Here is a 21,102-nt window from a genome sequence, read left to right as displayed (position 1 = left end):
TGCAAAACACGTGACCGGAGGCGCTCAGACAGAATACAAGGTTTTGGTGCCCAGGGAGAAATCGGCACGTCCGGTACCTATCGGACGGTGGATATGATCGGAGATGACTCAACTTCATTCCCGATAGGAACCTCATGGTAGGCATCGATGACGTCGCCCGCCACGCGGGCGTCTCTACCGCCACTGTTTCGCGCGCACTCAGCGGCAACGGCCATGTATCCCCTGCCACCCGGTTAAAGGTCGAAGCATCCGCCGGGGAACTCGGCTACGTCGTCTCCTCCACGGCATCGAGTCTCGCCTCCGGACGGATGAAGAACATCGGTGTCGTCGTTCCCTTCCTTGACCGCTGGTTCTTCTCCAGCGTTGTCGAGGGTGCTCAGAAATCCCTCTTGAAAAACGGCTATGACCTCACCCTGTTCAGCCTGACCGGCGGCGGCGGCGAGCGCCGAATCGTGTTCAACCATTTCCTGCTGCGTCAGAGAGTGGATGCTGTCATCGCGATTTCGCTCGAACTGACCACGACCGAAGTTGCCACCCTGCACGCACTCGACAAGCCGCTGGTCGGCGTCGGCGGCCCGATCGAGGGTGTTCGCACTCTCACGATCGATGATGTTGCCGTGGCCAGGCTCGCCACGGAACATCTCCTCTCCCTGGGCCACACACGGATCGCACACATCGGTGGAAATGAGGACGTCGACCGGGACTTCCATCTTCCTACCAACCGTCGGGTCGGCTATGAGTTAGCCCTGACGGCAGCTGGAATCACTCCGGCTGCCGAATTGTTCAGGCCTGCGGACTTCACGATGAAGAGCGGCTACCAAGCGGCCATACAACTTCTTGGCAACCCGCGCGGTCGGCCGAGCGCCGTATTCGCCGGCTCAGACGAGATGGCGATCGGAGTCATCCTTGCGGCACGGGACCTCGGCCTCGTCGTGCCACGGGACGTATCCGTGATCGGAATCGATGACCACGAACTCGCGGATTTCTTCGGCCTCACCACGATCGCCCAGTTCCCGCAGGGGCAGGGCGAGAAAGCCGTCGAGATCCTGCTGGACCGGCTGCGCCCCGGCCAGAACCAGCTCTCCTCTCTGAACACCCCGATGCCCTTCGAGCTCCTCGTGCGCTCCAGCACCGCCCGGCCCGGCGAATAGCCACCCACTGGGTACTATTGCAGGCATGGCAGACTCAACGTTCGACATCGTCAGCAAGGTTGACCCGATGGAGGTCGACAACGCCCTCAACCAGGCCCACAAAGAGGTCGCCCAGCGCTACGACTTCAAGAATGTCGGCGCCTCGATCGAGATGAGCGGCGAAAAGGTGCTCATGAAGGCGAACTCCGAGGAGCGCGTCAAGGCGATCCTCGAAGTCTTCGAATCGAAGCTGATCAAGCGCGGCATCTCCCTGCGCAGCCTGGATGCGGGCGATCCCTTCGCCTCGGGCAAGGAATTCCGGATCGAGGCCTCGATGAAGGCCGGAATCGACCAGGAAAACGCGAAGAAGATCAACAAGATCATTCGGGACGAGGGGCCCAAGGGCGTCAAGAGCCAGATCCAGGGCGACGAGCTGCGGGTCAGCTCGAAGAGCCGCGACGACCTGCAGGCCACCATGTCCCTGCTCAAGGGCAAGGACCTCGACGTCGCCCTGCAGTTCGTCAACTTCCGTTAGTCCCGCCCCGGCGGCCGATGCGTCGCGCCGACGGCCGGGCCGGCACGCCCCAAGTCCTCACCAATGCGACGGAGATTTTGCCGATTCGGCCGGCATTCCGGCCGAAAAGCGGGTTGTCCGGCAAAATCTCCGTCGAATTCGTCAGCAGCAGGTCAGCGCTCGGCCCGGGAGATCTCGACCATCTCGTCGCGAGGCACGACCTTGACCCGAATGCGGCCCACGTCGGAGCCGAGCGCCAGCTCGTGCTGGTCGAGCCGGTGCCAGCCGTCCAGGTTCGTGTAGTGCACCCCGCGTGCGTCGAGCAGGTCCAGGATGCTCTGCTCCGACGGGGACTCCGGGCGCCACCAGTTGCCGAGGTCGTTGATCAGGTGCCGCACGGTCTCCATGGCGTCCGACTTCGTGTGCCCGATCAGCCCGACCGGCCCACGCTTGATCCACCCTGTCGCGTAGACGCCGTACATCTGCGTGTTGGCGCCCTTCGACCCGAACGAGGGGTCACCCTTCCAGAGCACCTGTCCCTCCCGGTTGGGGATCACGCCACGCTTTTTGTCGAACGGAACGCCCGGCAGCGGTGAGCCGAAATAGCCGACCGCGCGGTAGACGGCCTGAATCGGCAGCTCGCGGATCTCACCGGTGCCGACGACGCCGCCCTGCCCGTCCGGGGTGGTGCGTTCGTAACGGATGCCGCCGACCCGGCCGGTGCCGTCGTCGACGATTTCGAGGGGCTTGGCGAAGAAGTGCAGGTGCAGGCGGCGACTGGCCGTCCCGGCCGGGCGCTCCCGCCACTTGTTCAGAACCTTGTCGATCACGAAGACCTGCTTGTTGCTGGACACCGCGTCCCGCGCGGCGGCGTCGTACTCGAAGTCCTCGTCGTAGAGGACGATGTCCACGTCGGGCAGGTCGCCGAGTTCCCGCAGCTCGAGCGGGGTGAACTTCACGGAGGTCGGCCCGCGGCGGCCGAACACGTGCACATCCGTCACCGGCGACGCCTTGAGCCCCTCGTAGACGTTCACTGGGATCTCCGTGCTCAGCAGGTCATCGGCGTGCTTGGCCAGCATCCGGGCGACATCCAACGCCACGTTGCCGTTTCCGATGACGGCCACCTTCCGCGCGTCCAGCGGCCAGGTGCGCGGCACGTCTGGGTGGCCGTCGAACCAGCTCACGAAGCGGGCCGCCCCGTAGGAGCCGTCCAGATCGATGCCCGGGATGTCTAGGTCGGCGTCGTGCACTGCTCCAGTCGCGAAGATGACGGCGTTGTAGTGCTTCTTGAGGTCGTCGAGGGTGATGTCGATGCCGAACCGCACATTGCCGAAGACGCGGATGTCGCCGCGGTCGAGCACATCACGCAGGGCCGTGATGATGCCCTTGATCCGTGGGTGGTCTGGCGCGACGCCGTAGCGCACGAGACCGTATGGTGCCGGCAGGTGGTCGAACAGGTCGATCGAAACCTCGAAATTCCGTTCCGCCTTGAGCAGGATGTCGGCGGCATAGATTCCCGCAGGTCCCGCGCCGACAATGGCCAATCGCAACTTGGTCATGGAAGCCTTTCTAGCTTGATCGTTCAACGATCGTGTCGGCGAAGCGGGTGAGGGCCTTCTTGACCGAGCCGTCCGGCAGCGGGGCGAGAGCCTCGACCGCGTCGTGCGCCCAGCCGTGCGCCTCGGCGAGGGTCTGCCCGGTCACGTCGTGCTCGCGCAGCTCGGTGATCGCCGAGTCGGCTTCCGCGGTCGCGACGCCGTTGCTGGCCATCACGTCGCGTTCGAGGCGTTCGAGCAGGGCGGAAGCGGTGGGGTCGTGCGGGGCACGCTCGCGCAGACGCAGCAGCGGCAGGGTGGCCACCCCGGCGCGCAGGTCGGTGCCGGGCACCTTGCCGGTCTCCTCCGGTTGCGGGGAGAGGTCGAGCACATCGTCGATGAGCTGGAAGGCGACGCCAATCTTCTCACCGAACGCGATCACGGGCTTCTCGAACTCGGAGGGGGCGTCGGAGAAGATGATGCCGGCCTGGGCGGCCGCGGCGATCAGCGACCCGGTCTTGTCAGCGAGCACCTGGATGTAGTGCTCCACCGGGTCCTGGCCGGGCTGAGCGCCGACCGTCTCGTGCAGCTGTCCGAGCACGAGGCGCTCGAAGGTATCGGCCTGCAAACGGATGGCCCGCTCACCCAGCCGTGCCATCAGCTGGTTGGCGCGGGCGAAGAGCAGATCCCCGGTCAGAATCGCCACCGAGTTTCCCCACACGGTCTGGGCGCTCGGCACCCCGCGACGCTTGTCCGAGTCATCCATCACATCGTCGTGGTAGAGCGAGGCCAGGTGGGTGATCTCGATCGCCGTGGCCGCGGTGATCACGTCGGACAGGTTACCGCGGCCGAGGTGGGCGGTCAGCAGCGCCAGCATGGGGCGCACGCGCTTGCCGCCGGCGTTGAGCAGGTACCTGCTGGTGACGTTCGCAATCTCATCGGCGAAAGTGACCTCGGCCAGCAGGCTGGCCTCGACCTGAACGATTCCCGCGTCGATCCCCGCGGCGAGGCCGCGGTCCTGGGCTGTGGAGAAAATGCGATCGCTGAGGCCGAGCTGGCTCGTCACGGAAGCACCGCGACGGAACAGGGGCATGCTCGGTTTCACTCTGTCAGCCTAACGATCGGATCTGGGAGGATTCAGGACGGCGCGTCGGACGCATCCGCCGGCTTGACGCCGCGATGCAGGGCCACGATGCCCAGAGTCAGGTTGCGGTAGGCGACGGCGTCGTAGCCGGCATTCCGCAGCCAGGCGCTGAGGGTCTGCTGGTTCGGCCAGGCCACGATCGACTCGCCCAGGTAGTCGTACGCCTCCGCGTTCGACGACGCCAGCTTCACGATCATCGGCATCACCCGAGTGAGGTAGGCGAAGTAGCCCAACCGGATCGGGGCGAACGGGGGCGTCGAGAACTCGCAGATCACAACGCGCCCGCCCGGCTTGGTCACCCGGTAGAACTCGGCCAGGGCCTTCTTGGGCTGGACCACGTTGCGCAGGCCGAACGAGATGGTCACGGCGTCGAACTCGTTGTCGGCGAAGGGCAGTGCGGTGGCGTCGGCCTGCACGAACTCGACCTGCGGGTTGTCCGCGTGGCGTGCACGGCCCACGTTGATCATGCCCTCGGAGAAGTCTGCGGCCACGACGTGCGCGCCCGTCTTCGTCAGCGCGACACTGGAGGTGCCCGTTCCGGCGGCGATGTCGAGGATGCGTTCTCCGCGCCGGGGGTTCACGGCGCGGGTCGCGGCCATCCGCCACAGGGCTGCGTTTCCAACCGAGAGCACGGCGTTCGTGCGGTCGTAATGGGTGGAGACCTGATCGAACATGGCTGCGACCTGCTCGGGCTGCTTATTGAGGTCTGCTCTACTCACTTACTCAGTCTAGATTGCCCACGGACACGCGGGGCTCTCCACAGCCGCTGGCATAGGCTGTGCAGGTGAATGCTCAGGCTCTAACGGTTGAAACCACCCCCATCGCCGACATCCGCCAACTGATTCTTCTGCTCGACACCCGCGAACCACTGCTGTGGATGCGCCGCAACCAGGGTCTGGCCGGCATCGGCACGGCGCTGAGGCTCGAATTCTCCGGCGCGACCCGGTTCACGGATGCCGCCACCGCCTGGCGGGAGATCGCGGCCGCCGCCACCGTGTCCGACCCGATCGCCCGCACCGGCACCGGCCTGCTCGCCTTCGGAGCCTTCGCGTTCGACGCCTCCTCGGCCCAGACCAGCGTGCTGATCGTGCCGCAGGTCATCATCGGGCGCGACAACGGCCGGTGCTGGGTGACCCGCATCTGGCCGACCGGCACCACACCGCCGGAGATCCCCCTGGCTCTGCGCCCCCTCGGCACGGAGTACCGCATCTCCCTGCTGCCGGGCGCGCTGCCTCCGGCCGGCTACCGCGATGCGGTCGGCGAGGCCGTGTCCCGCATCGCCTCCGGCGATCTCAACAAGATCGTCCTGGCCCGTGACCTGGTCGGCCGGCTGCCGGCCGAATCCGACCTGCGTCGCGCCGTCAGCGAGCTGGCGCTGGGCTACCCCGACTGCTGGACCTACGCTGTCGATGGCCTCGTCGGCTCCAGCCCGGAGACCCTTATCCGCGCCGACCGCGGCGAGGTCAACGCCCGCGTGCTGGCCGGCACCATGTCGCGGGGCGCGGACGCCGCCTCCGACCTGGAGGCCGCCCTCCAGCTGGCCACGTCCACCAAGGACGGCGACGAGCACGAGTTCGCCGTGCAGAGCGTCCTCGCCTCGCTCCGCCCGCACACCTCGCACCTCACGACCAGCGAGATCCCGTTCACCGTGAAACTGCCGAATCTCTGGCACCTGGCGACGGATGTCGAGGGCACCCTGAGCGACGGATCGAACTCCCTCGACCTGATCGCCGCGCTGCACCCGACGGCCGCGGTCGCCGGCACTCCCACCGAGACGGCTCTCGCCCTGATCCGCGAACTGGAGCCGTTCGACCGGGGCCGTTACGCGGGCCCGGTGGGCTGGGTCGGCGCCGACGGCGACGGCGAGTGGGCGATCGCCCTACGTTGCGCCCAAGTCAGCCCGGCCGGCGGCGTCACGGCCTATGCCGGCTGCGGCATCGTGCTGGACTCCGAGCCCGAGCGCGAGCTCGCCGAGACCCGCATGAAGTTCCGCCCCGTCGTCGAAGCCTTCGGCTGACCTCCGTCCCGCTTTGCCTGTCGACTGAACGGCCGTCGCACGGGTGCCCGTTCCGGTCGAGAGTGTCCGTTCCGCGGGTCACTCCCGACCGGAACGGGCACTCTCAAGTCGCGGCGAGGCGGGCCTTCTCGACCTCGACGTCGAAGGCCGCCGACGGCCAAGTCAGGTCCAGGCGCTGCAAGGCGTCGATCAGCAGGTGCTGGACGGCCAGGCGGGCGTACCACTTCTTCTCGGCCGGCACCACGAACCACGGCGCGTCGTCGGTCGAGGTGCGTTCGAGGGCGATCTGGTACGCCTCCTGGTAGGCGGGCCACAGCATCCGTTCGTCGATGTCCCCCGGGTGGTACTTCCAGTGCTTGTCCGGGCGCTCCAGCCGCTCGGCCAGGCGTTCCTTCTGGTCGTCGGAGCCGATGTGCAGCATGACCTTGACGATGGTGGTGCCCTGGTCGACGAGCCCCTGCTCGAAGTCGCGGATCACCCCGTAGCGCTCCTCGATCTCTGCAGCCGGGGCCAGCGCGCGCACCCGGCCGACCAGCACGTCCTCGTAGTGCGACCGGTCGAAGACCCCGATCAGGCCGGCGTCGGGCAGCCGCGTGCGCACCCGCCAGAGGAAGTCGTGGGCCCGTTCCTCGTCGGTGGGCGCCTTGAACGCGTGCAAACGGATGCCCTGCGGGTCGACAGCGCCGACGACGTGGCGCACGATACCGCCTTTGCCGGCCGTGTCCATGGCCTGCAGCACGAGGAGCACCCGGCGCGGGTCGCCGGACCGGCTGTTCGCGAAGAGCATCTCCTGCAGCTCCGACAGCACGCCGACACCGGCGGCGAGCGCCTCGTCCGCGTTGTCCTTCTCCACCCCGTCGAAGCCGGGCGTGGAGCCGGGATCCACGTCCGCGAGCCGGAACCCCGGCGTCACCCGCAGCAACGCCCTCGGTTCGCCGGCCCAGAATTCCTGCTCACTGTGTTCAGTCATGGTGCGCCTTTCGTTGCAGACCAGTGTCCCGCGGGTGTCCCGGCAAACCTAGCGAACCAGCGGAACCTCGAGGATGCTCGGCCCCGCGTGCGGTGCTGTCAGGCTCCGCTCGAGGTCGCTCCGCGTGGCCGCGAGACCGTAGGACCAGCCGTAGGCCGCGGCGAGATGGGCCAGGTCGGCCTGCTGCGGGGTGAAAAGAACCCGGTTGACGGCGTCGGCGCGGGCGGATGCCGCCACCTCGAGGCCATCGAAAATGGTGCCGCCGCCGTCGTTGCCGACGATGATCTGCAGCCGCGGGAGCGCCTCCCCCGGGGTGAGCAGGAGCGATCCGACATCGTGCAGCAGGGTGAGGTCGCCGACCACCAGCCGGGTGAGCCCGGTGGACTGCGGGGTCGGCCCGGTCTGGCTGGCCAGCGCGATGCCGACGCTCGTGGCGATCGTGCCGTCGATACCGGCCAGGCCCCGGTTGGAGTGCACGGAGATCTTCTTGCCGGGAACGCGGCGGTCGGCCACCCGCACCAGCCGGGAGGCACCGAAAACCAGGCGGTCGTGCGGCCAGGAGGCGCGCCAGACGGCGTCCACGAGCATGGGTCGGGTGACCGGCGCGCGCATCGCGGCCAGTTCTTCGCGGGTGATCCCGCGGTCGCTCATCGGGATCGACTCCCGGGCGGCCCCCGCGGCCAGCAGGTGGCGGCTGGACATCACCCAGCGTCCCAGCCATTCCCGCCCCTCGGAGGTGCCGGCCGCTTCGATTGCCGCCGCATCCGGGGCGGCGGCACGGGCGAAGACGCGCACCCGGTGTCCGGGGTTGAACCATTCGATGCCGGAGGGAGCCACCACGATGGTCTCCACGCCCTCGCGCAGGATCATGGCCGGCACCTCGCGGCTGAGCGTCGGGTGACCGAACACGACCACGCGCTCGACCCGGCCGCCCAGATCGGAGGCCAGCAGCAGCTCGCGGTAGGCGGACACGAGGTTCGGGCCGAACCGTGCACCGCTGCACACCTCCGCCAGCAGCGGCCAGCCGCCGGCGCGCGCGAACTCCTCGGCCTCGGCGCCGGCGCCCGCACCGGCGATGACCACGGTGCGCGGGCCGCCCGTGACCAGGAAGACCGGTTCGGTGGCGGCGGACACGACGGACGCGTCGAGCAGCGCGGCCGACTCTGCCACGACGGCCGGGCCCGAGATGGCGTCGGCGGTGAGCGCCACCGGCGCCGACAACGGCTCCCGGAACGCCAGGTTGAGCTGCACCGGGCCCGGATCGAGCGAGGTGGCGCCGGTGGCGGCATCCGTCGCTCGGCGGGCCAGAGTGATGGCGTCGGCGTGCTCGGCGGCCGCGCCCTCCGGTGCGGGCACATCGACGCACAGCCGCGTCGCCACGCCGAACAGGCCGGGTTGCAGGGTGGTCTGGTTCGAACGGATGCCACGGAGCTCGCTCGGCCGGTCGGCCGTCAGCAGGATCATGGGCACCCCGGAGTGATGCGCTTCGAGCACCGCGGGGTGGAGGTTGGCCACGGCCGTGCCCGAGGTGCAGACGACCAGCGCCGGCCGGCCGGACTCGACCGCGAGGCCCAGAGCGAGGAACCCCGCACCGCGCTCATCCAGGCGCACGTGCAGCCGGATCAGACCGATCCGCTCCAGTTCGGCCGAGGCCAGGGCGAGGGCCTGCGACCGCGCGCCCGGGCTGAGCACCACGTCGCGCACGCCGAGACGCACGAATTCACCCAGGAGAGAGACGCTGAAGTCTGTGGCCGGGCTACCGCTGGGCGTGATGTCAGGCATCCCGCCGGCCAGGCAGATCGCCTTCGCCCGGCTCGGCTTTCTTCGGCTCGACCCCGGCCGGGTCGTCCTGGCCGGACTGGTTGCCCTGGCCGGTCAGGCCGGTCGTACCGGTCGTGCCGGAGGCGCCTGTGGTACCGAGGTCCCGGGGATCCGGAGCGTCGAGGTCGGCAAGCTCCTGCTCGAGGGCACGAAGCCGTTCCTGGTCGGACTTGGCCCGGTCCAGACCCTTGAGGAAGTCGATGTCGTCGTCGGGGGCCAATGAACGCACGATCTTTCCCGTGCTGGCGCGGCCGCGACCGATCACCAGCCACAGCACCGGCCCGATCACGGGGATGAGCACGATCACGAACATCCACACCCACCGCGGAAGCCCGCGCACCCGGGGTCGTTGCAGAAGCGCGCAATCCACCAGCGTATAGACGGTGAGGACGACGACGACGACTCCAAGAGCGAACCACAGGCGGACCATCCCCATAGTGTATGGCTCCCACCCGTGAGATCGGTGAGTGATCGCACAGCCCGGCAATCTAAACTGGGCCCATGAAAGCTGTTCCCGCCTGGGTGTCCTATTCGGTCTTCCGCGTGCTCCTGTTCGCCGTTCCGCTCGCCGTGATGCTCGCTCTCCGGATCGAGTGGTGGATCGCCGCGATCGCCAGCGCGTTGATCGGCGCCTCGCTCTCCTTCATCTTCCTGCGGAAGCCTCGCGAGAAGGTCGCTCTGGGTCTGTACCAGGCACGGCACCCCGACAAGGAACCGGTGCACCCGGACGCCGAATCCGAGGACGCGGCCCTTGACCGCGCCGCCGCGCGGGCGGTCGAAACCGACCTACAGCGCGAAGGCAAGGGCGAGTAGCAGCCCGTAGGCCAGACCCGCGAAGCTGGTCAGCTTGAGGGCCAGCACCAGTTCCGCGGCGGTCTTCGCCGTCACCGTGATCAACCCGGCCGGCACCGCGAGCAGCAGCACGAAAAACGTCAGCCAGGCCAGCGGGTAGTAGATCGCGAAGAAGGCGACGATCACGAACGCCAGCAGCAGGAACAGGCAGAAGACGACCCGCGACGCCGTGTTCCCGATCAGCACCGCGAGGGTGCGCTTGCCGGAGGCGCGGTCCGGCTCCAGGTCTCGCAGGTTGTTGACCATGAGCACGGCCATGGCGATCAGGCCGATGCCGACGCCGCTCAGCCAGCTTTCGGTGTTCACGGTGCCGACCTGTACGTAGGTCGTGCCGGTGGTGGCCACGAGGCCGAAGAACACGAAGACGAAGACCTCGCCGAGCCCGAAGTAGCCGTACGGCTTGCGGCCGCCGGTGTAGAACCAGGCCGCGACGATGGCGGCGGCTCCCACCAGCAACAGCCACCACTGGCCGGTCAGCACGACCAGGGTCAGGCCGGCCAGCGCGGCGAGCGCGAAGAACGCGGCGGCGACCGTGAGCACGGCTCGGGGCCGGGCGGCCCCGCTGCCGGTCAGCCGGGCTGGGCCGATCCGGTTGGCGTCGGTGCCGCGGATACCGTCGGAGTAGTCGTTGGCGTAGTTCACGCCGATCTGCAGGCACAGGGCCACGATCAGGGCGAGTACCGCGCGCACCGGATGAAAGATGCCGGGGCCGCTCGCGACGATCGCCGCTCCGGTGCCGAGGGCCACCGGGGCGATCGCCAGCGGGAGGGTCCGCAGGCGCGCTCCGGAGATCCAGTCGCCCGCGGTGGCGGGGGCAGCCTGAGACGGGCCGCGTCCGGCGGGGCCGTTGCGCCGCGCCGGGTTGCCCGACTTTCCGTTCCGGGCCGCCGACTTCGTCGCTGCCGTGGGGTTCAATCGCTGTTGTGAGGGCCTGACCGGCCGCGCTCCGTGTGCCACGACTTCATAGTACGTGCCGGTGGCTCGGTGTCCCGGCGTCCCTGTGGCTCGGTCTCTCGGTCTCTCGGTCTCTCGGTCTCTCGGTCTCTCGGTCTCTCGGTGGCACGGTCTCTCGGTGGCACGGTCTCTCGGCGGCTCAAAGATCGGCGAGCATCCGGCTCAGCTGCCGGCGGTCGGGTTTGCCGGTGGGAAGCTGCGGAATCGACGCGACCCGCACAAGGCGCGCGGGCCTCGCCGCCTTGCCCAGCACGGATGCCACGGCTTCCCCGATCCGCTCCAGGGAGTCTTCGGGGAGGACGGCCTCTCCGGGTGCCTTTCCGGCGCCATCCGGCACAACCAGCACCGGAACCTGGCCCCACGTGGCGTCGGGCCGCCCCACCGCCACGGCCTCGCCGAGGCCCGGCAGCGACCGAACGACCCGCTCGACCGCGTCGAGCGATACCTTCTCGCCGCCGGAGATGATCACGTTGTCGACGCGGCCGAGCACGCGCACGATCCCGGTCGCGGCATCCACCTCGCCCAGGTCGCCGGTGCGGTACCAGCGTTGCCCGTGCACCTCGATGAAGCGGTCGCTGGTGCGACCGGGGTCATCCAGATACCCCTCGGCGAGCAGGGAGCCCCTGAGCTCCAGCTGCCCGTCGACGACGCGCACCGCGGTGCTGCCGATGGGCGTGCCGTTGTAGACACAGCCGCCGGAGGTTTCCGACGAGCCGTAGGTGGCGAACACGTGCAGGCCGAGGTCGAAGGCCCGTTCGGCGAGCTGCGGGGGCAGTGCCTGGCCGCCGACCAGGATGCCGTCGAAGCGGCGCAGCACGGCCAGCAGGTGACGGTCGTCCGCGGCCGCAGCGACCAGCCGGGCCAGCTGCACCGGCACTAGGGCGGTGAATCGCAGCGGCTCGGTGAGGAGCTCGGCCGAGGCGGCGAACACGCCCGGGTCGAAGTGGCCGGGCGGCAGCACGACGGGGACGGTGTCGGCCGCGATCGAACGCACGAGAACCTGCACCCCGGCGATGTAGTGCACGGGCAGCGCCAGCAGCCACTGACCGGTGCCACCGAGGCGCACGCTGGACGCGGCGGCGCTGCTCAGCAGGGCGTCGGTGCTGAGCATCACGCGCTTGGGCGCATCCGTCGATCCGGACGTCTCGATCACCACGGCCACCTGCCGGGGCACCCGGCCCAGGCCGGGCCGAGCTGCGGCCTCCTGCCCCCGCGGCACCGGCAGCACGGCGTCGCCGGTGTTGGCCAGCGCCAGGCGCAACGGGCCCATCAGGTCGAGCGGGTGACCGACCGGCACCACCCTCAGCCGCCGGGTCATGATCGCCTAGAACTGCCAGTCGTAGGGACCCCAGTCGGGGTCGCGCTTCTCCAGGAACGCGTCGCGCCCCTCGACCGCCTCGTCGGTGCCGTAGGCGAGGCGGGTGGCCTCCCCGGCGAACACCTGCTGGCCGACCAGGCCGTCGTCCACGGCGTTGAAGGCGAATTTCAGCATCCGGATGGCGGTGGGCGACTTGGTCAGGATCGTCCGGGCCCAGTCCAGCGCCTCCACCTCGAGTTCGGAGTGCGGCACGACGGCGTTCACGGCCCCCATCTCGAAGGCGCGCTGGGCGGAATACTCGCGGGCCAGGAAGAACACCTCCCTGGCGGCCTTCTGCCCCACCTGGCGAGCGAAGTAGGCGCTGCCGTAGCCGGCGTCGAAGGAGCCGACGTCGGCATCCGTCTGCTTGAACTTGCCGTGCTCGGCGCTGGCGATACTGAGGTCGCAGACCACGTGCAGGGAGTGGCCGCCGCCGGCCGCCCAGCCGGGGATGACCGCGATGACGACCTTGGGCATGAACCGGATCAGCCGCTGCACCTCGAGGATGTGCAACCGGCCGCCCCTGGCCTTGTCGATCCCCGATGCGGTCTCGCCCTCGGCGTACTTGTAACCGTCTCGGCCACGGATGCGCTGGTCCCCACCGGAGCAGAACGCCCAGCCGCCGTCCTTCGGGCTCGGTCCGTTGCCGGTCAGGAGCACCACCCCGATGCGCGGGTTGACGCGTGCGTCTTCCAGGGCGGCGTGCAGCTCGTCGACGGTGTGCGGGCGGAACGCGTTCCGCACCTCGGGCCGGTTGAACGCCACCCGGGCGATCCGCCCGGTCACGTCGTGGTGGTAGGTGACGTCGGTGAGGCGGTCGAAGCCCGCGACCTCCTGCCACTGGCTCGGGTCGAAGATTTCGGAAACCTGTTCGATCATGCACCCCAGCCTACGCGGGCCCACGGCGGCGGATTGCGGCCGGCCACGAGCCGCTCCGGAGCAGGTATACACCCCCCTTCGAGTGGCAAAGTCAAGCCCCTTGAGGCCTCCGTGTTCACCCTGTGTACTGAACTATTGAGAAATACTCGGAGGTAGTGATGGCCGGCAATGGCACACGAAAAACGATCCGCGAAGACGGGCGACAGACCCAGTTCACACGGACTCAGCGCACTCGGACTCCTCTCACACAGAATTCGACCGCCCCCGCGAGAGACATCGGAATCAGCGAACTCTCCCCCACGGAATGGCGCATCAGTGACCGGATGATCGCCGACGGCGATCCGGCGGCTCTCGTCGGATTCATCCAGCGCGTGGACGACGCATTCGAGGTGACGGACTTCGGCCGCCCTCGGGAGCGGTCGTACTTCGCCTCCTTCGACCGGGCAACGGCCAGTCTCGCCGTCCGTCCGGCACCCACCGGGGCGGCAGTGCGATGAGCACGGTCACGCAACAGACCCAGCCCTCGCCCGCTCCCGCACCCTACAGCGCGTCGACGGATGCCTTCGGCGACTACCTGCGCCGCATCGGCAAGGGCCCCCTGCTCTCCGCCGTCGACGAGGTGACCCTCGCCCAGCGCATCGAAGTCGGGCTCTTCGCCGCGGAGAAGCTGTCCCACGGAGTCGACGACCCGTCACTGGCNTACTCCGGCCGAGGCATGCCCATCATGGACCTCGTCCAAGACGGCAACATCGGCCTCGTCCGCGCCGTCGAGAAATACGACTTCATGACCGGCTACAAATTCTCCACCTACGCCACCTGGTGGATCCGCCAAGCCATCCACCGCGGCATGGCCGACAAATCCCGCATGATCCGCATCCCCGTACACACCGCGGAGAAACTCAACAAGATCAAGCGCATCCGCCGCGACCTCACCAGCACCCTCGACCGCGAACCCACGCTGCGAGAACTCGCCGACGCCTCCCAGATCCCGGCCCGGGACGTGTCCCGGCTGCTGCAGTACGACAATGAGCCCATTTCCCTGCACTCCCCGGTCGGCGACGGCATCGGCGACATCTCCGAGCTGATCATCGACGACGACCTGCCCCAGCCCGACGAGTATGCGACGGTGACTCTGCGCGCAGCCGATATCAGCTTCTATCTCGATGCGCTTCCGCCACGGGAACGGTCCATTCTGACAGCCCGGTTCGGCCTGGACGGCAGCGCGCCGTGCACGCTGGACCAGATCGCGGTCGTACAGGGCGTGACCCGGGAACGGGTGCGCCAGATCGAGAAGCGCGCACTCGCCCTGCTGCACGTGCCCCGACTCGAGCGGTACCTGCGGGACTGATCCGGGCAATATCCCCCGAAATGAGCTTGGTGACGCGCGCCCGTTCGCGCTATGGTCAGCTCTAACTTTGTCATCGGGGGAGATATGGGCAAGCTCACGTACAACTCGTCCTTGACAGCAGATTTCGACGACCGGGTCCTCGCCCACATCCAGGTCGTCATCGGGGCGAAGTTACGCCGCGGTGAGTGCTTCTATTTTACCTGGCGAGACGACCCCCAGGGCGGCGACGGTCGCAGCACGATCTGGCTGCATCCCGCGATCCCCCTGGCCTACAAGTATTTCGGCGGGCGCTCCCCCAGCCTCAACCGCGAATGGATCGAAGCCCTCATGCTCTCCGCCAATTCCTCCGGCGGCCTGCAGCTCGTGCCGGAGCCACACCGACCTGCGACAGTACTGGTGAAGGACGAATCGTGAACCGAGTCGACATTGTCTACGGCGGGGCGCAGTACTCGCTCGGCGGCCGGTCGGTCGAGTCCATCCAAAACGAGGTCGAGGCCGCGCTCGGGTCGGGGAAGCCCTACTGGCTGCGGGTGAACAGCGGCGGTGGGCGCTTTGAAGACGCCTACCTGCTGATCGTGCCGGGTGTCCCCTTCGCGATTCTCAACTTCAAGCCGAACAACGGCACGGACATCGATCTCGAGGTGGACGGGGCGTTCAACCATGACGTGCTCTGATCCGTCGGAGATCACCGCGGTCGGACGCCCCAGACCTGCGGGCGTTCCCCGGGAAGGCCCTCGGCTGGCACACTGGACGTATGCTGCCAACACTGTCTGAGTTGCTCGGATCTGCCCGCGTCGTCGCCTTGCCGTTGGTCACGCGGTTCCGCGGACTGGACACCCGCGAGGCGCTGCTTCTGAAGGGACCGGAAGGCTGGGCGGAGTTCTCACCGTTCGCCGAATACGACGACGCGGAGGCGGTCACCTGGCTGCGGGCCGCCCTGGATTTCGGTTGGCAGGTCACGCCCCCTCTGCTACGGGAGCGCATCCCCGTCAACGCCACGGTGCCGGCGGTCACCGCCGAGGAGGTACCCGGCGTGCTCGCCCGGTTCCCCGGCTGCCGAACCGCCAAGGTGAAGGTCGCCGACCCCGGCCAGACGCTGGCGGACGACGTGGCCCGCGTCCGTATGGTGCGCCGCGTCCTCGGGCCGGAGGGGCGCATCCGTGTGGACGCGAACGGCCTCTGGAACGTCGATGAGGCGGAGCACGCCATCCACGCCCTCAACGAGTTCGATCTCGAGTACGTGGAGCAGCCGTGCGCCACCATCGAGGAACTCGCCGAGATCCGCCGCCGGACCGGCTACCTCGACGTCGGCGTCGCCGCCGACGAGAGCGTGCGCCGCGCGGAGGACCCGCTGCTGGTTGCCCGCACGGGCTCCGCGGACATCCTCGTGATCAAGGCGGCGCCGCTCGGCGGAATCCACGCCGCACTGGCGCTGATCAACCAGACCGGGCTGCCCGCCGTGGTATCCAGCGCCCTCGACACCTCGGTCGGCATCTCGATGGGTGCCCACCTGGCCGGCGCGATCCCGGAACTGAACTTCGACTGCGGGCTCGGCACGGCCTCGCTCCTCGGCGCCGACATCACCGCCGACCCGCTGCTGCCGATCGACGGCGGCATCCCGGTTCGCCGGGTCACCCCTGACCCCGAGCTGCTCGACCGCTACGCGGCAGCAGACGACCGACGTGACTGGTGGCTGGCCCGACTGACCCGCTGCTACGCGCTGCTGACCGACTAGCGCCGTCCACCGGCTACTACCTCACCCGTGCCACGGCCGCCCCACGGCCGGGACCGCCGTCACGCCCCGAACGAATTCGACGGAGATTGTGGGCTCACGGCAGCTCTTCGGCCCCTTTTGGCCCGGTTTGGGGAAAATCTCCGTCGAATTCGTCAGGCGGCAGAGCGTTCGGCTAGAGGCCGGAATAGGCGTGCAAGCCCTTGAAGAAGACATTGACGATGCCGAAGTTGAACATGACGGCGCCGAAGCCGATGATCGACAGCCAGGCCGACCGTGAGCCGCGCCAGCCGCGGGTCGCGCGGGCGTGGATGTAGCCCGCGTAGAGGGTCCAGATGATGAACGTCCAGACCTCCTTCGTGTCCCAGCCCCAGTACCGGCCCCAGGCCTGCTCGGCCCAGATCGAACCGGCCATGAGGGTGAAGGTCCAGAGGATGAAGCCGATGATAGTGACCCGGTAGGCGAGGTTCTCCAGCGTGGCCGCCGACGGCAGGGTGGCCAGGAACCGCAGCCGCCCGCTCTTCGCGGACGCGAGGAGCGACTCCCGCCGGAACTGGAGGAGCTGCACGGTAGAGAGGGCGAACCCGAGCGCGAAGAAGCCCGTGCCCAGCGAGGCCACGAAAACGTGGATGACCAGCCAAGCCGACTGCAGCGCCGGCGGCAGGGGCGCGACCTCGACGTAGAAGCGTAGTGCCGCGATGCCGAGCAGCACGAGCACCATTCCGGTGACGAAGGTTCCGAGGAAGCGCAGGTCGGCTCGGGTCAGCACGATCAAGAACACCGACACGATCAGCAGGGTTCCCGTCATCGCGAACTCGTACATGTTCGCCCAGGGCACCCGCTCAGCCGCCACTCCGCGGAGCACGGCCGACATCAGGTGGATCAGCCAGGCCAGCACGGTGAGCGAGACGCCGACCCGCAGGCTGGCCGAGCGGCCGTAGGGGGTGACCGCGTCGTTAGCGATGCGTGCACTGATGCGGGTCAGGGTGGTGGTTCCGCCCGAGGTTTCGGCCGCTTCCCGGTGCGCGGAACCGGCTAGGCGCTCCCGGTCGTCCGCCGCCGTGGCTGAGGTGACCGCCGCGGAGCGCTTCGCCAGGTCGAAGGAGAAGGCGATGAACGCGAGGGCGTAGACCGCCATGGCCGAGTAAAGGCTCAGAATGGAGAGCTCGTTGAGATTCACGGTGTCAGCCTATTTCTGTTCGAATGCCGGGGTGGCCGATTGGGAGGAGAACAGCAGGTCCGTATGCCGACCGGCGAGGTCGGAGACGGCGGATTCCAGGGCCGGGTCCTCGCCGCGGGCCAGACCCGCGTACTCGAGGCGCAGCGAGCCGTCCTGCGCCGTCACGGCCTTCACCCAGACCCGCCGGCGCGGCACGAACAGCGACGTCAGCAGACCGAGCAGTGCAAGCACGGCGAAGGACAGCACCCAGAGCTGGGTGGGGTCGTGATGGATGTCGAACGAGGCGAACCGGAGCACCGAACCGGAGAAGTCCCCGTTCTGCGCCCCCGGGGCGGCGTCGTCGAAGCTGACGGTGCCGAGGCCGTTCGGAAGGTCCCTCGTATCCCCCGGCGTGAGCTCGATCGATTCCACGTCGGTCTTGCCGCCGGTGAGCTGGGTCATCTTGTCGATGTCGAGCGAGTAGACCGAGGTCGGCACGCCCGCGTCCAGGCCCAGGTCGCCCGAGTAGACGTTGAGGGTCAGCAGTGGGTACTGCAAATCCGGGAAGGAGGAGAAGAACGCCCCGGATTCTGCCTCTGCCTGGGTCGGGTAGAAGAAACCGATCATGCCGAGCTGCTCGGCCAGCCCGTCGGGAATCTTGATCACTCCGAGGGAGGTGAGGTTGGCATCCTGCGGCAGGAACGGCACGGAGTCGGTGAAGACGACCACCCCGTTCGGGTCCTTCACGGTGATGGTCGGTGCGTAGCCGTTGCCGAGCAGGTAGACGTCGGTGCCGCCGGTGCGGGCCGGCCCGTTCACCTTGACCTGGCTGGACTCTGCATCCTCACCTCGCGGGGTGATGGTGACGTCGGCCGTGAAGTCGATCGGCTGACCATAGGCTTTGAGGTTCTTCTCCTCGTAGACGACGTCGAAGTCATCGAGGGTGAGCTTGTACGGCTTCAAACTGGCGTCATTGAAGAACCGGCCGGGGTTGAACGAGTCGTAGGCCAGCAGCGTGTTCACGAAGGTCTGCCCCTCGACCAGCACACGCTGGCCGCTGAAGCCGAAGCCGCCGCCGAACCCGACCGTGATCAGGATTCCGACCAGGGCGAAGTGGAAGACCAGGTTGCCGGTTTCGCGCAGGTAGCCGCGCTCGGCCGAGACCGAGGTCTCCCCGCGATTCTCGAAGACGGCCGCCCGGTAGCCGCTGGTCTTCAGAAGCCGGCGGGCGGACTCGACCGCTGCCTGGGCATCCGTGCCGGCCGGAGCGGTGCGCGTCGTGAAGCCGGCCAGCCGGGACAGCCGGGCGGGAGTGCGCGGCGGCTTGGCCCGCAGCGCCAGGTAGTGGTGCTTGGTGCGCGGGATGACGCACCCGATCAGCGAGATGAACAGCAGCAGGTAGATGGCCGAGAACCACGCCGACGAGTAGACGTCGAAAGCCTGGACTTTGTCCAGCAGCGGCGCCAGGTCGGGGTTGTCGGTGAAGTACTGGGTGACCCCGTTCGGGTCGGAACTGCGCTGGGGAACCAGGGAGCCCGGCACGGCGGCAATCGCGAGCAGCAGCAGCAGGAACAGCGCGGTGCGCATGTTCGTCAGCTGGCGCCAGAACCAGCGCAGCCAGCCGACGAAGCCGAGGCGCGGCTGTACGATTCCCGCGGAGGCAGGGGCGTCGTAGTGGTCAGATGGCCGGGACATAACTTCCGATCGTTCCTTGCAGGTCGAGGAGCCAGGCGTTCCACACGCCGCTCACCATGAGCACGCCGATGAGCACGAGGAGGAGTCCGCCGAACAGATTGATGGCCCGGACGTGCCGTTTCAGGAAGGAAACGGCACCGGTCGCCCAGCTTAGGCCGAGTGCGATCAGGAGGAAGGGGATGCCCAGCCCGAGCGCGTAGAACAGGGCCAGCAGGCCGCCCTGCCAGGGAGAGCCCGTGGTCAGGCTGAGGGAGTTGATGGCGGTGAGCGTCGGGCCGGTGCAGGGGGTCCAGCCCACGGCGAAGACTGCGCCGAGCAGAGGGGCGCCGGCCAGGCCCATCCGCGGTTTCCAGGATGCCTTCATGCTGCGCTGCGCGAAACCGAACTGGCCGACGAACACCAGGCCGAGCAGGATCACGACGACACCGGCGATGCGGGTGATCGCATCGCGATACTGGTTCAGCCAGAACCCGGCAACGCCGAAAATGAATCCGGTGAGCACGAAGACGAGGGTGAAACCGAGGATGAACAGCGCGACCCCGAGCAGCAGACGATTGCGGCCCCGGCGGTCGCCGCGCGCGGCGGTCGTGCTGCCGTCGGTGAAGCCGCCGATATAGGCCAGGTAGCCGGGCACGAGCGGGAGGATGCAGGGAGAGGCGAACGAGACGAGCCCGGCCAGCACGGCGATGGGAATGGCCAGGACAAGCTGTCCGCTGAAGACGATCTCGCCGAAGGGGTTGTCCACGCCTACGAATCCTCGGCGATCGCGTCGCGCACGAGGGTCTCGAGGATCGAGGGCTCCGAGATCGCACCGAGGATCCGGGCCGCGACCCGGCCTGACCGGTCGAGCACCAGCGTGGTGGGAACGGCGTTGGGCGGGATGCTGCCGCTGAATGCGAGCTGCATGCTCCCGTTGTCGACGTCCATCACTGACGGATAGGTGATGCCGAAGCTCTCGTTGAACGCGGTCGCGTTCGCGGCCTGGTCCCGCACGTTGACGCCGACCCAGTGGGCGTCCGTGCCACCGAATTCCTCGTTGAGCTTCTGCAGGGCCGGGGCTTCCGCCCGGCAGGGCGCGCAGCTGGCGTACCAGAAGTTGACCACGACGACCTTGCCGGCATAGTCCTCGCTGGCGAGCGGTGCACCGTTCTCGTCGGCGCCGCTCCAGACGATGGGATCGCCGCGCTCCGCGGCCGGGATCTCGGTCCAGCTGCCGTCGCCGGCTATGAAGCCCTTGCTGCTGCCCTCACGGTACTGCTCTGCGAGCGGGTCGGTGGAGCACCCGGTCAGCAGCAGGGCCACGGCGACCAAGGCTGTGACGGCGGCGCGGGGACGAAGGTTCATACGGCTCCTACGTCCGAGGCGCCGGCCTGCAGCGACAGGGCAGGGTTGGAGTAGCCGGTCTCGGCGAGGAGGCCGCCGGGCCAGGACAGGGTGGTCACACTCGACAGGTCGCAGCGACGCTTGCGCGGATCGTGGGCCAGGCGCTGACGGGCCAGGGCGCGGTGCACCATCCAGATCGGAAGCTGGTGGCTCACGAGCACGACGTCGCCCTCGTCGACCGAGTTGCGGGCATCCTCGATCGCGGTGAGCATGCGCTTCCTGATCGAGTCGAACGGTTCGCCCCAGCTGGGGCGCAGCGGGTTGATCAGCGCGGGCCAGCTGCGGGGATCGTGCAGGGCCCCACCCGTGCCCCGCATCCGTTTGCCCTCGAAGAAATTGGTCGGCTCGATGATGCGCGGGTCGATGTCGACCGGAAGGGTGAAGGCCGCAGCGACCGGCGCGGCCGACTCCTGTGCGCGCTGCAGCGGAGAGGAGATGACACGAACGACGGGGCACCCGCGATCCACCAGATCGGCGGCCGCGACAGCGGCCATTTGCGCGCCCAGGTCGGAGAGGCGGAATCCGGGCAGGCGCCCGTACAGGACGCGTTCGGGGTTGAAAACCTCACCGTGCCGCACGAGATGTACCTGACTGGCTACCACCCTTCCAGTC

The 21,102-nt window shown here is 68.3% G+C and carries 23 protein-coding genes; 9 read left to right on the top strand and 14 right to left on the bottom strand.

The features are described 5' to 3' along the window. Positions 1–134: 134 nt before the first annotated feature. Both E3T28_RS10760 and E3T28_RS10755 read left to right on the top strand, forming a co-directional pair. Positions 135–1,151, top strand: a complete 1,017-nt coding sequence (locus tag E3T28_RS10760) for a LacI family DNA-binding transcriptional regulator (protein WP_134396048.1) — start codon at positions 135–137, stop codon at positions 1,149–1,151. Positions 1,152–1,176: 25 nt separating this feature from the next. Beyond that, complete coding sequence (locus E3T28_RS10755; protein WP_134363544.1) at positions 1,177–1,665, top strand: YajQ family cyclic di-GMP-binding protein; 489 nt, start codon at positions 1,177–1,179, stop codon at positions 1,663–1,665. Positions 1,666–1,817: 152 nt separating this feature from the next. Here E3T28_RS10755 and E3T28_RS10750 read toward each other — a convergent pair whose 3' ends face one another. Genes E3T28_RS10750 through ubiE form a run of 3 tightly spaced genes read right to left on the bottom strand, consistent with a single transcriptional unit; the run spans position 1,818 to position 5,042 of the window. Next, positions 1,818–3,203, bottom strand: coding sequence for an FAD-dependent oxidoreductase (locus E3T28_RS10750; RefSeq protein WP_134430812.1), 1,386 nt, complete (start codon positions 3,201–3,203; stop codon positions 1,818–1,820). 10 nt (positions 3,204–3,213) lie between these two features. Further along, positions 3,214–4,284, bottom strand: a complete 1,071-nt coding sequence (locus tag E3T28_RS10745; protein ID WP_370260024.1) for a polyprenyl synthetase family protein — start codon at positions 4,282–4,284, stop codon at positions 3,214–3,216. A gap of 32 nt (positions 4,285–4,316) precedes the next feature. After that, positions 4,317–5,042, bottom strand: a complete 726-nt coding sequence (gene ubiE, locus E3T28_RS10740; protein ID WP_134430809.1) for a bifunctional demethylmenaquinone methyltransferase/2-methoxy-6-polyprenyl-1,4-benzoquinol methylase UbiE — start codon at positions 5,040–5,042, stop codon at positions 4,317–4,319. Positions 5,043–5,107: 65 nt separating this feature from the next. Here ubiE and E3T28_RS10735 point away from each other — a divergent pair, with 65 nt between their 5' ends. Next, positions 5,108–6,340, top strand: coding sequence for an isochorismate synthase (locus tag E3T28_RS10735; protein ID WP_241979291.1), 1,233 nt, complete (start codon positions 5,108–5,110; stop codon positions 6,338–6,340). 103 nt (positions 6,341–6,443) lie between these two features. Here E3T28_RS10735 and E3T28_RS10730 read toward each other — a convergent pair whose 3' ends face one another. The 3 genes from E3T28_RS10730 to E3T28_RS10720 are packed head-to-tail and all read right to left on the bottom strand — an operon-like array spanning position 6,444 to position 9,561. Beyond that, the gene (locus E3T28_RS10730) at positions 6,444–7,310 is read right to left on the bottom strand and encodes a polyphosphate kinase 2 family protein (protein WP_134430806.1); all 867 of its coding nucleotides are present in this window, start codon (positions 7,308–7,310) and stop codon (positions 6,444–6,446) included. Positions 7,311–7,358: 48 nt separating this feature from the next. After that, a complete protein-coding gene (gene menD, locus E3T28_RS10725) occupies positions 7,359–9,092 on the bottom strand; it encodes a 2-succinyl-5-enolpyruvyl-6-hydroxy-3-cyclohexene-1-carboxylic-acid synthase (protein WP_134430803.1) in 1,734 nt (577 codons plus the stop codon). Then, positions 9,085–9,561 (bottom strand): PLD nuclease N-terminal domain-containing protein, encoded by a 477-nt coding sequence (locus tag E3T28_RS10720; protein ID WP_134430801.1) that lies wholly within the window; start codon positions 9,559–9,561, stop codon positions 9,085–9,087. The genes menD and E3T28_RS10720 overlap by 8 nt, the downstream gene beginning before the upstream one ends. 71 nt (positions 9,562–9,632) lie before the next feature. On the opposite strand from E3T28_RS10720, the gene E3T28_RS10715 reads away from it, so the two are divergent. After that, positions 9,633–9,944: a DUF4229 domain-containing protein gene (locus E3T28_RS10715; RefSeq protein ID WP_134430798.1), complete on the top strand. Its 312-nt coding sequence runs from the start codon at positions 9,633–9,635 to the stop codon at positions 9,942–9,944. Here the strand turns inward: E3T28_RS10715 and E3T28_RS10710 are convergent. The 3 genes from E3T28_RS10710 to E3T28_RS10700 all read right to left on the bottom strand — a co-directional run bounded on the left by E3T28_RS10710 (position 9,918) and on the right by E3T28_RS10700 (position 13,173). Then, entirely contained in the window at positions 9,918–10,898 is a 981-nt protein-coding gene (locus E3T28_RS10710) for a 1,4-dihydroxy-2-naphthoate polyprenyltransferase (RefSeq protein ID WP_134430795.1), read from the bottom strand. The two genes, E3T28_RS10715 and E3T28_RS10710, sit on opposite strands and share 27 nt — an antisense overlap. Before the next feature lie 178 nt (positions 10,899–11,076). Further along, positions 11,077–12,255 (bottom strand): AMP-binding protein, encoded by a 1,179-nt coding sequence (locus E3T28_RS10705; protein ID WP_206750460.1) that lies wholly within the window; start codon positions 12,253–12,255, stop codon positions 11,077–11,079. Positions 12,256–12,261: 6 nt separating this feature from the next. After that, a complete protein-coding gene (locus tag E3T28_RS10700; RefSeq protein WP_134430792.1) occupies positions 12,262–13,173 on the bottom strand; it encodes a 1,4-dihydroxy-2-naphthoyl-CoA synthase in 912 nt (303 codons plus the stop codon). A 323-nt stretch (positions 13,174–13,496) separates the two neighbouring features. Between E3T28_RS10700 and E3T28_RS16885 the strand changes: the two genes are divergently transcribed. The 5 genes from E3T28_RS16885 (at position 13,497) to E3T28_RS10680 (ending at position 16,256) form a co-directional block, all read left to right on the top strand. Next, complete coding sequence (locus E3T28_RS16885) at positions 13,497–13,670, top strand: hypothetical protein (RefSeq protein ID WP_166786998.1); 174 nt, start codon at positions 13,497–13,499, stop codon at positions 13,668–13,670. Next, complete coding sequence (locus tag E3T28_RS10695) at positions 13,667–14,521, top strand: sigma-70 family RNA polymerase sigma factor (RefSeq protein ID WP_134430789.1); 855 nt, start codon at positions 13,667–13,669, stop codon at positions 14,519–14,521. Before E3T28_RS16885 ends, E3T28_RS10695 begins: the two co-directional genes overlap by 4 nt. 84 nt (positions 14,522–14,605) lie before the next feature. Further along, positions 14,606–14,935, top strand: a complete 330-nt coding sequence (locus E3T28_RS10690; protein ID WP_134395424.1) for a DUF7882 family protein — start codon at positions 14,606–14,608, stop codon at positions 14,933–14,935. Then, entirely contained in the window at positions 14,932–15,195 is a 264-nt protein-coding gene (locus tag E3T28_RS10685) for a hypothetical protein (protein WP_134430786.1), read from the top strand. Before E3T28_RS10690 ends, E3T28_RS10685 begins: the two co-directional genes overlap by 4 nt. A gap of 80 nt (positions 15,196–15,275) precedes the next feature. Continuing rightward, a complete protein-coding gene (locus E3T28_RS10680; protein ID WP_134430783.1) occupies positions 15,276–16,256 on the top strand; it encodes an o-succinylbenzoate synthase in 981 nt (326 codons plus the stop codon). A 172-nt stretch (positions 16,257–16,428) separates the two neighbouring features. Here the strand turns inward: E3T28_RS10680 and ccsB are convergent, their stop codons facing one another. Genes ccsB through E3T28_RS10655 form a run of 5 tightly spaced genes read right to left on the bottom strand, consistent with a single transcriptional unit; the run spans position 16,429 to position 21,092 of the window. Further along, complete coding sequence (gene ccsB / locus E3T28_RS10675) at positions 16,429–17,391, bottom strand: c-type cytochrome biogenesis protein CcsB (RefSeq protein WP_134430868.1); 963 nt, start codon at positions 17,389–17,391, stop codon at positions 16,429–16,431. 51 nt (positions 17,392–17,442) lie between these two features. Further along, a complete protein-coding gene (gene resB / locus E3T28_RS10670) occupies positions 17,443–19,107 on the bottom strand; it encodes a cytochrome c biogenesis protein ResB (RefSeq protein ID WP_134430780.1) in 1,665 nt (554 codons plus the stop codon). Beyond that, a complete protein-coding gene (locus tag E3T28_RS10665; RefSeq protein WP_134430777.1) occupies positions 19,091–19,852 on the bottom strand; it encodes a cytochrome c biogenesis CcdA family protein in 762 nt (253 codons plus the stop codon). Before E3T28_RS10665 ends, resB begins: the two co-directional genes overlap by 17 nt. Before the next feature lie 2 nt (positions 19,853–19,854). Then, positions 19,855–20,451: a TlpA family protein disulfide reductase gene (locus tag E3T28_RS10660; protein WP_134430774.1), complete on the bottom strand. Its 597-nt coding sequence runs from the start codon at positions 20,449–20,451 to the stop codon at positions 19,855–19,857. After that, complete coding sequence (locus tag E3T28_RS10655) at positions 20,448–21,092, bottom strand: histidine phosphatase family protein (protein WP_134430771.1); 645 nt, start codon at positions 21,090–21,092, stop codon at positions 20,448–20,450. The genes E3T28_RS10660 and E3T28_RS10655 overlap by 4 nt, the downstream gene beginning before the upstream one ends. Positions 21,093–21,102: the final 10 nt, after the last annotated feature.

Source organism: Cryobacterium sinapicolor (assembly GCF_004403465.1).
Taxonomy (GTDB): domain Bacteria; phylum Actinomycetota; class Actinomycetes; order Actinomycetales; family Microbacteriaceae; genus Cryobacterium; species Cryobacterium sinapicolor.
Note: the sequence above shows the minus strand (reverse complement) of the source record. Positions and strands in the feature narration are given on the sequence as shown.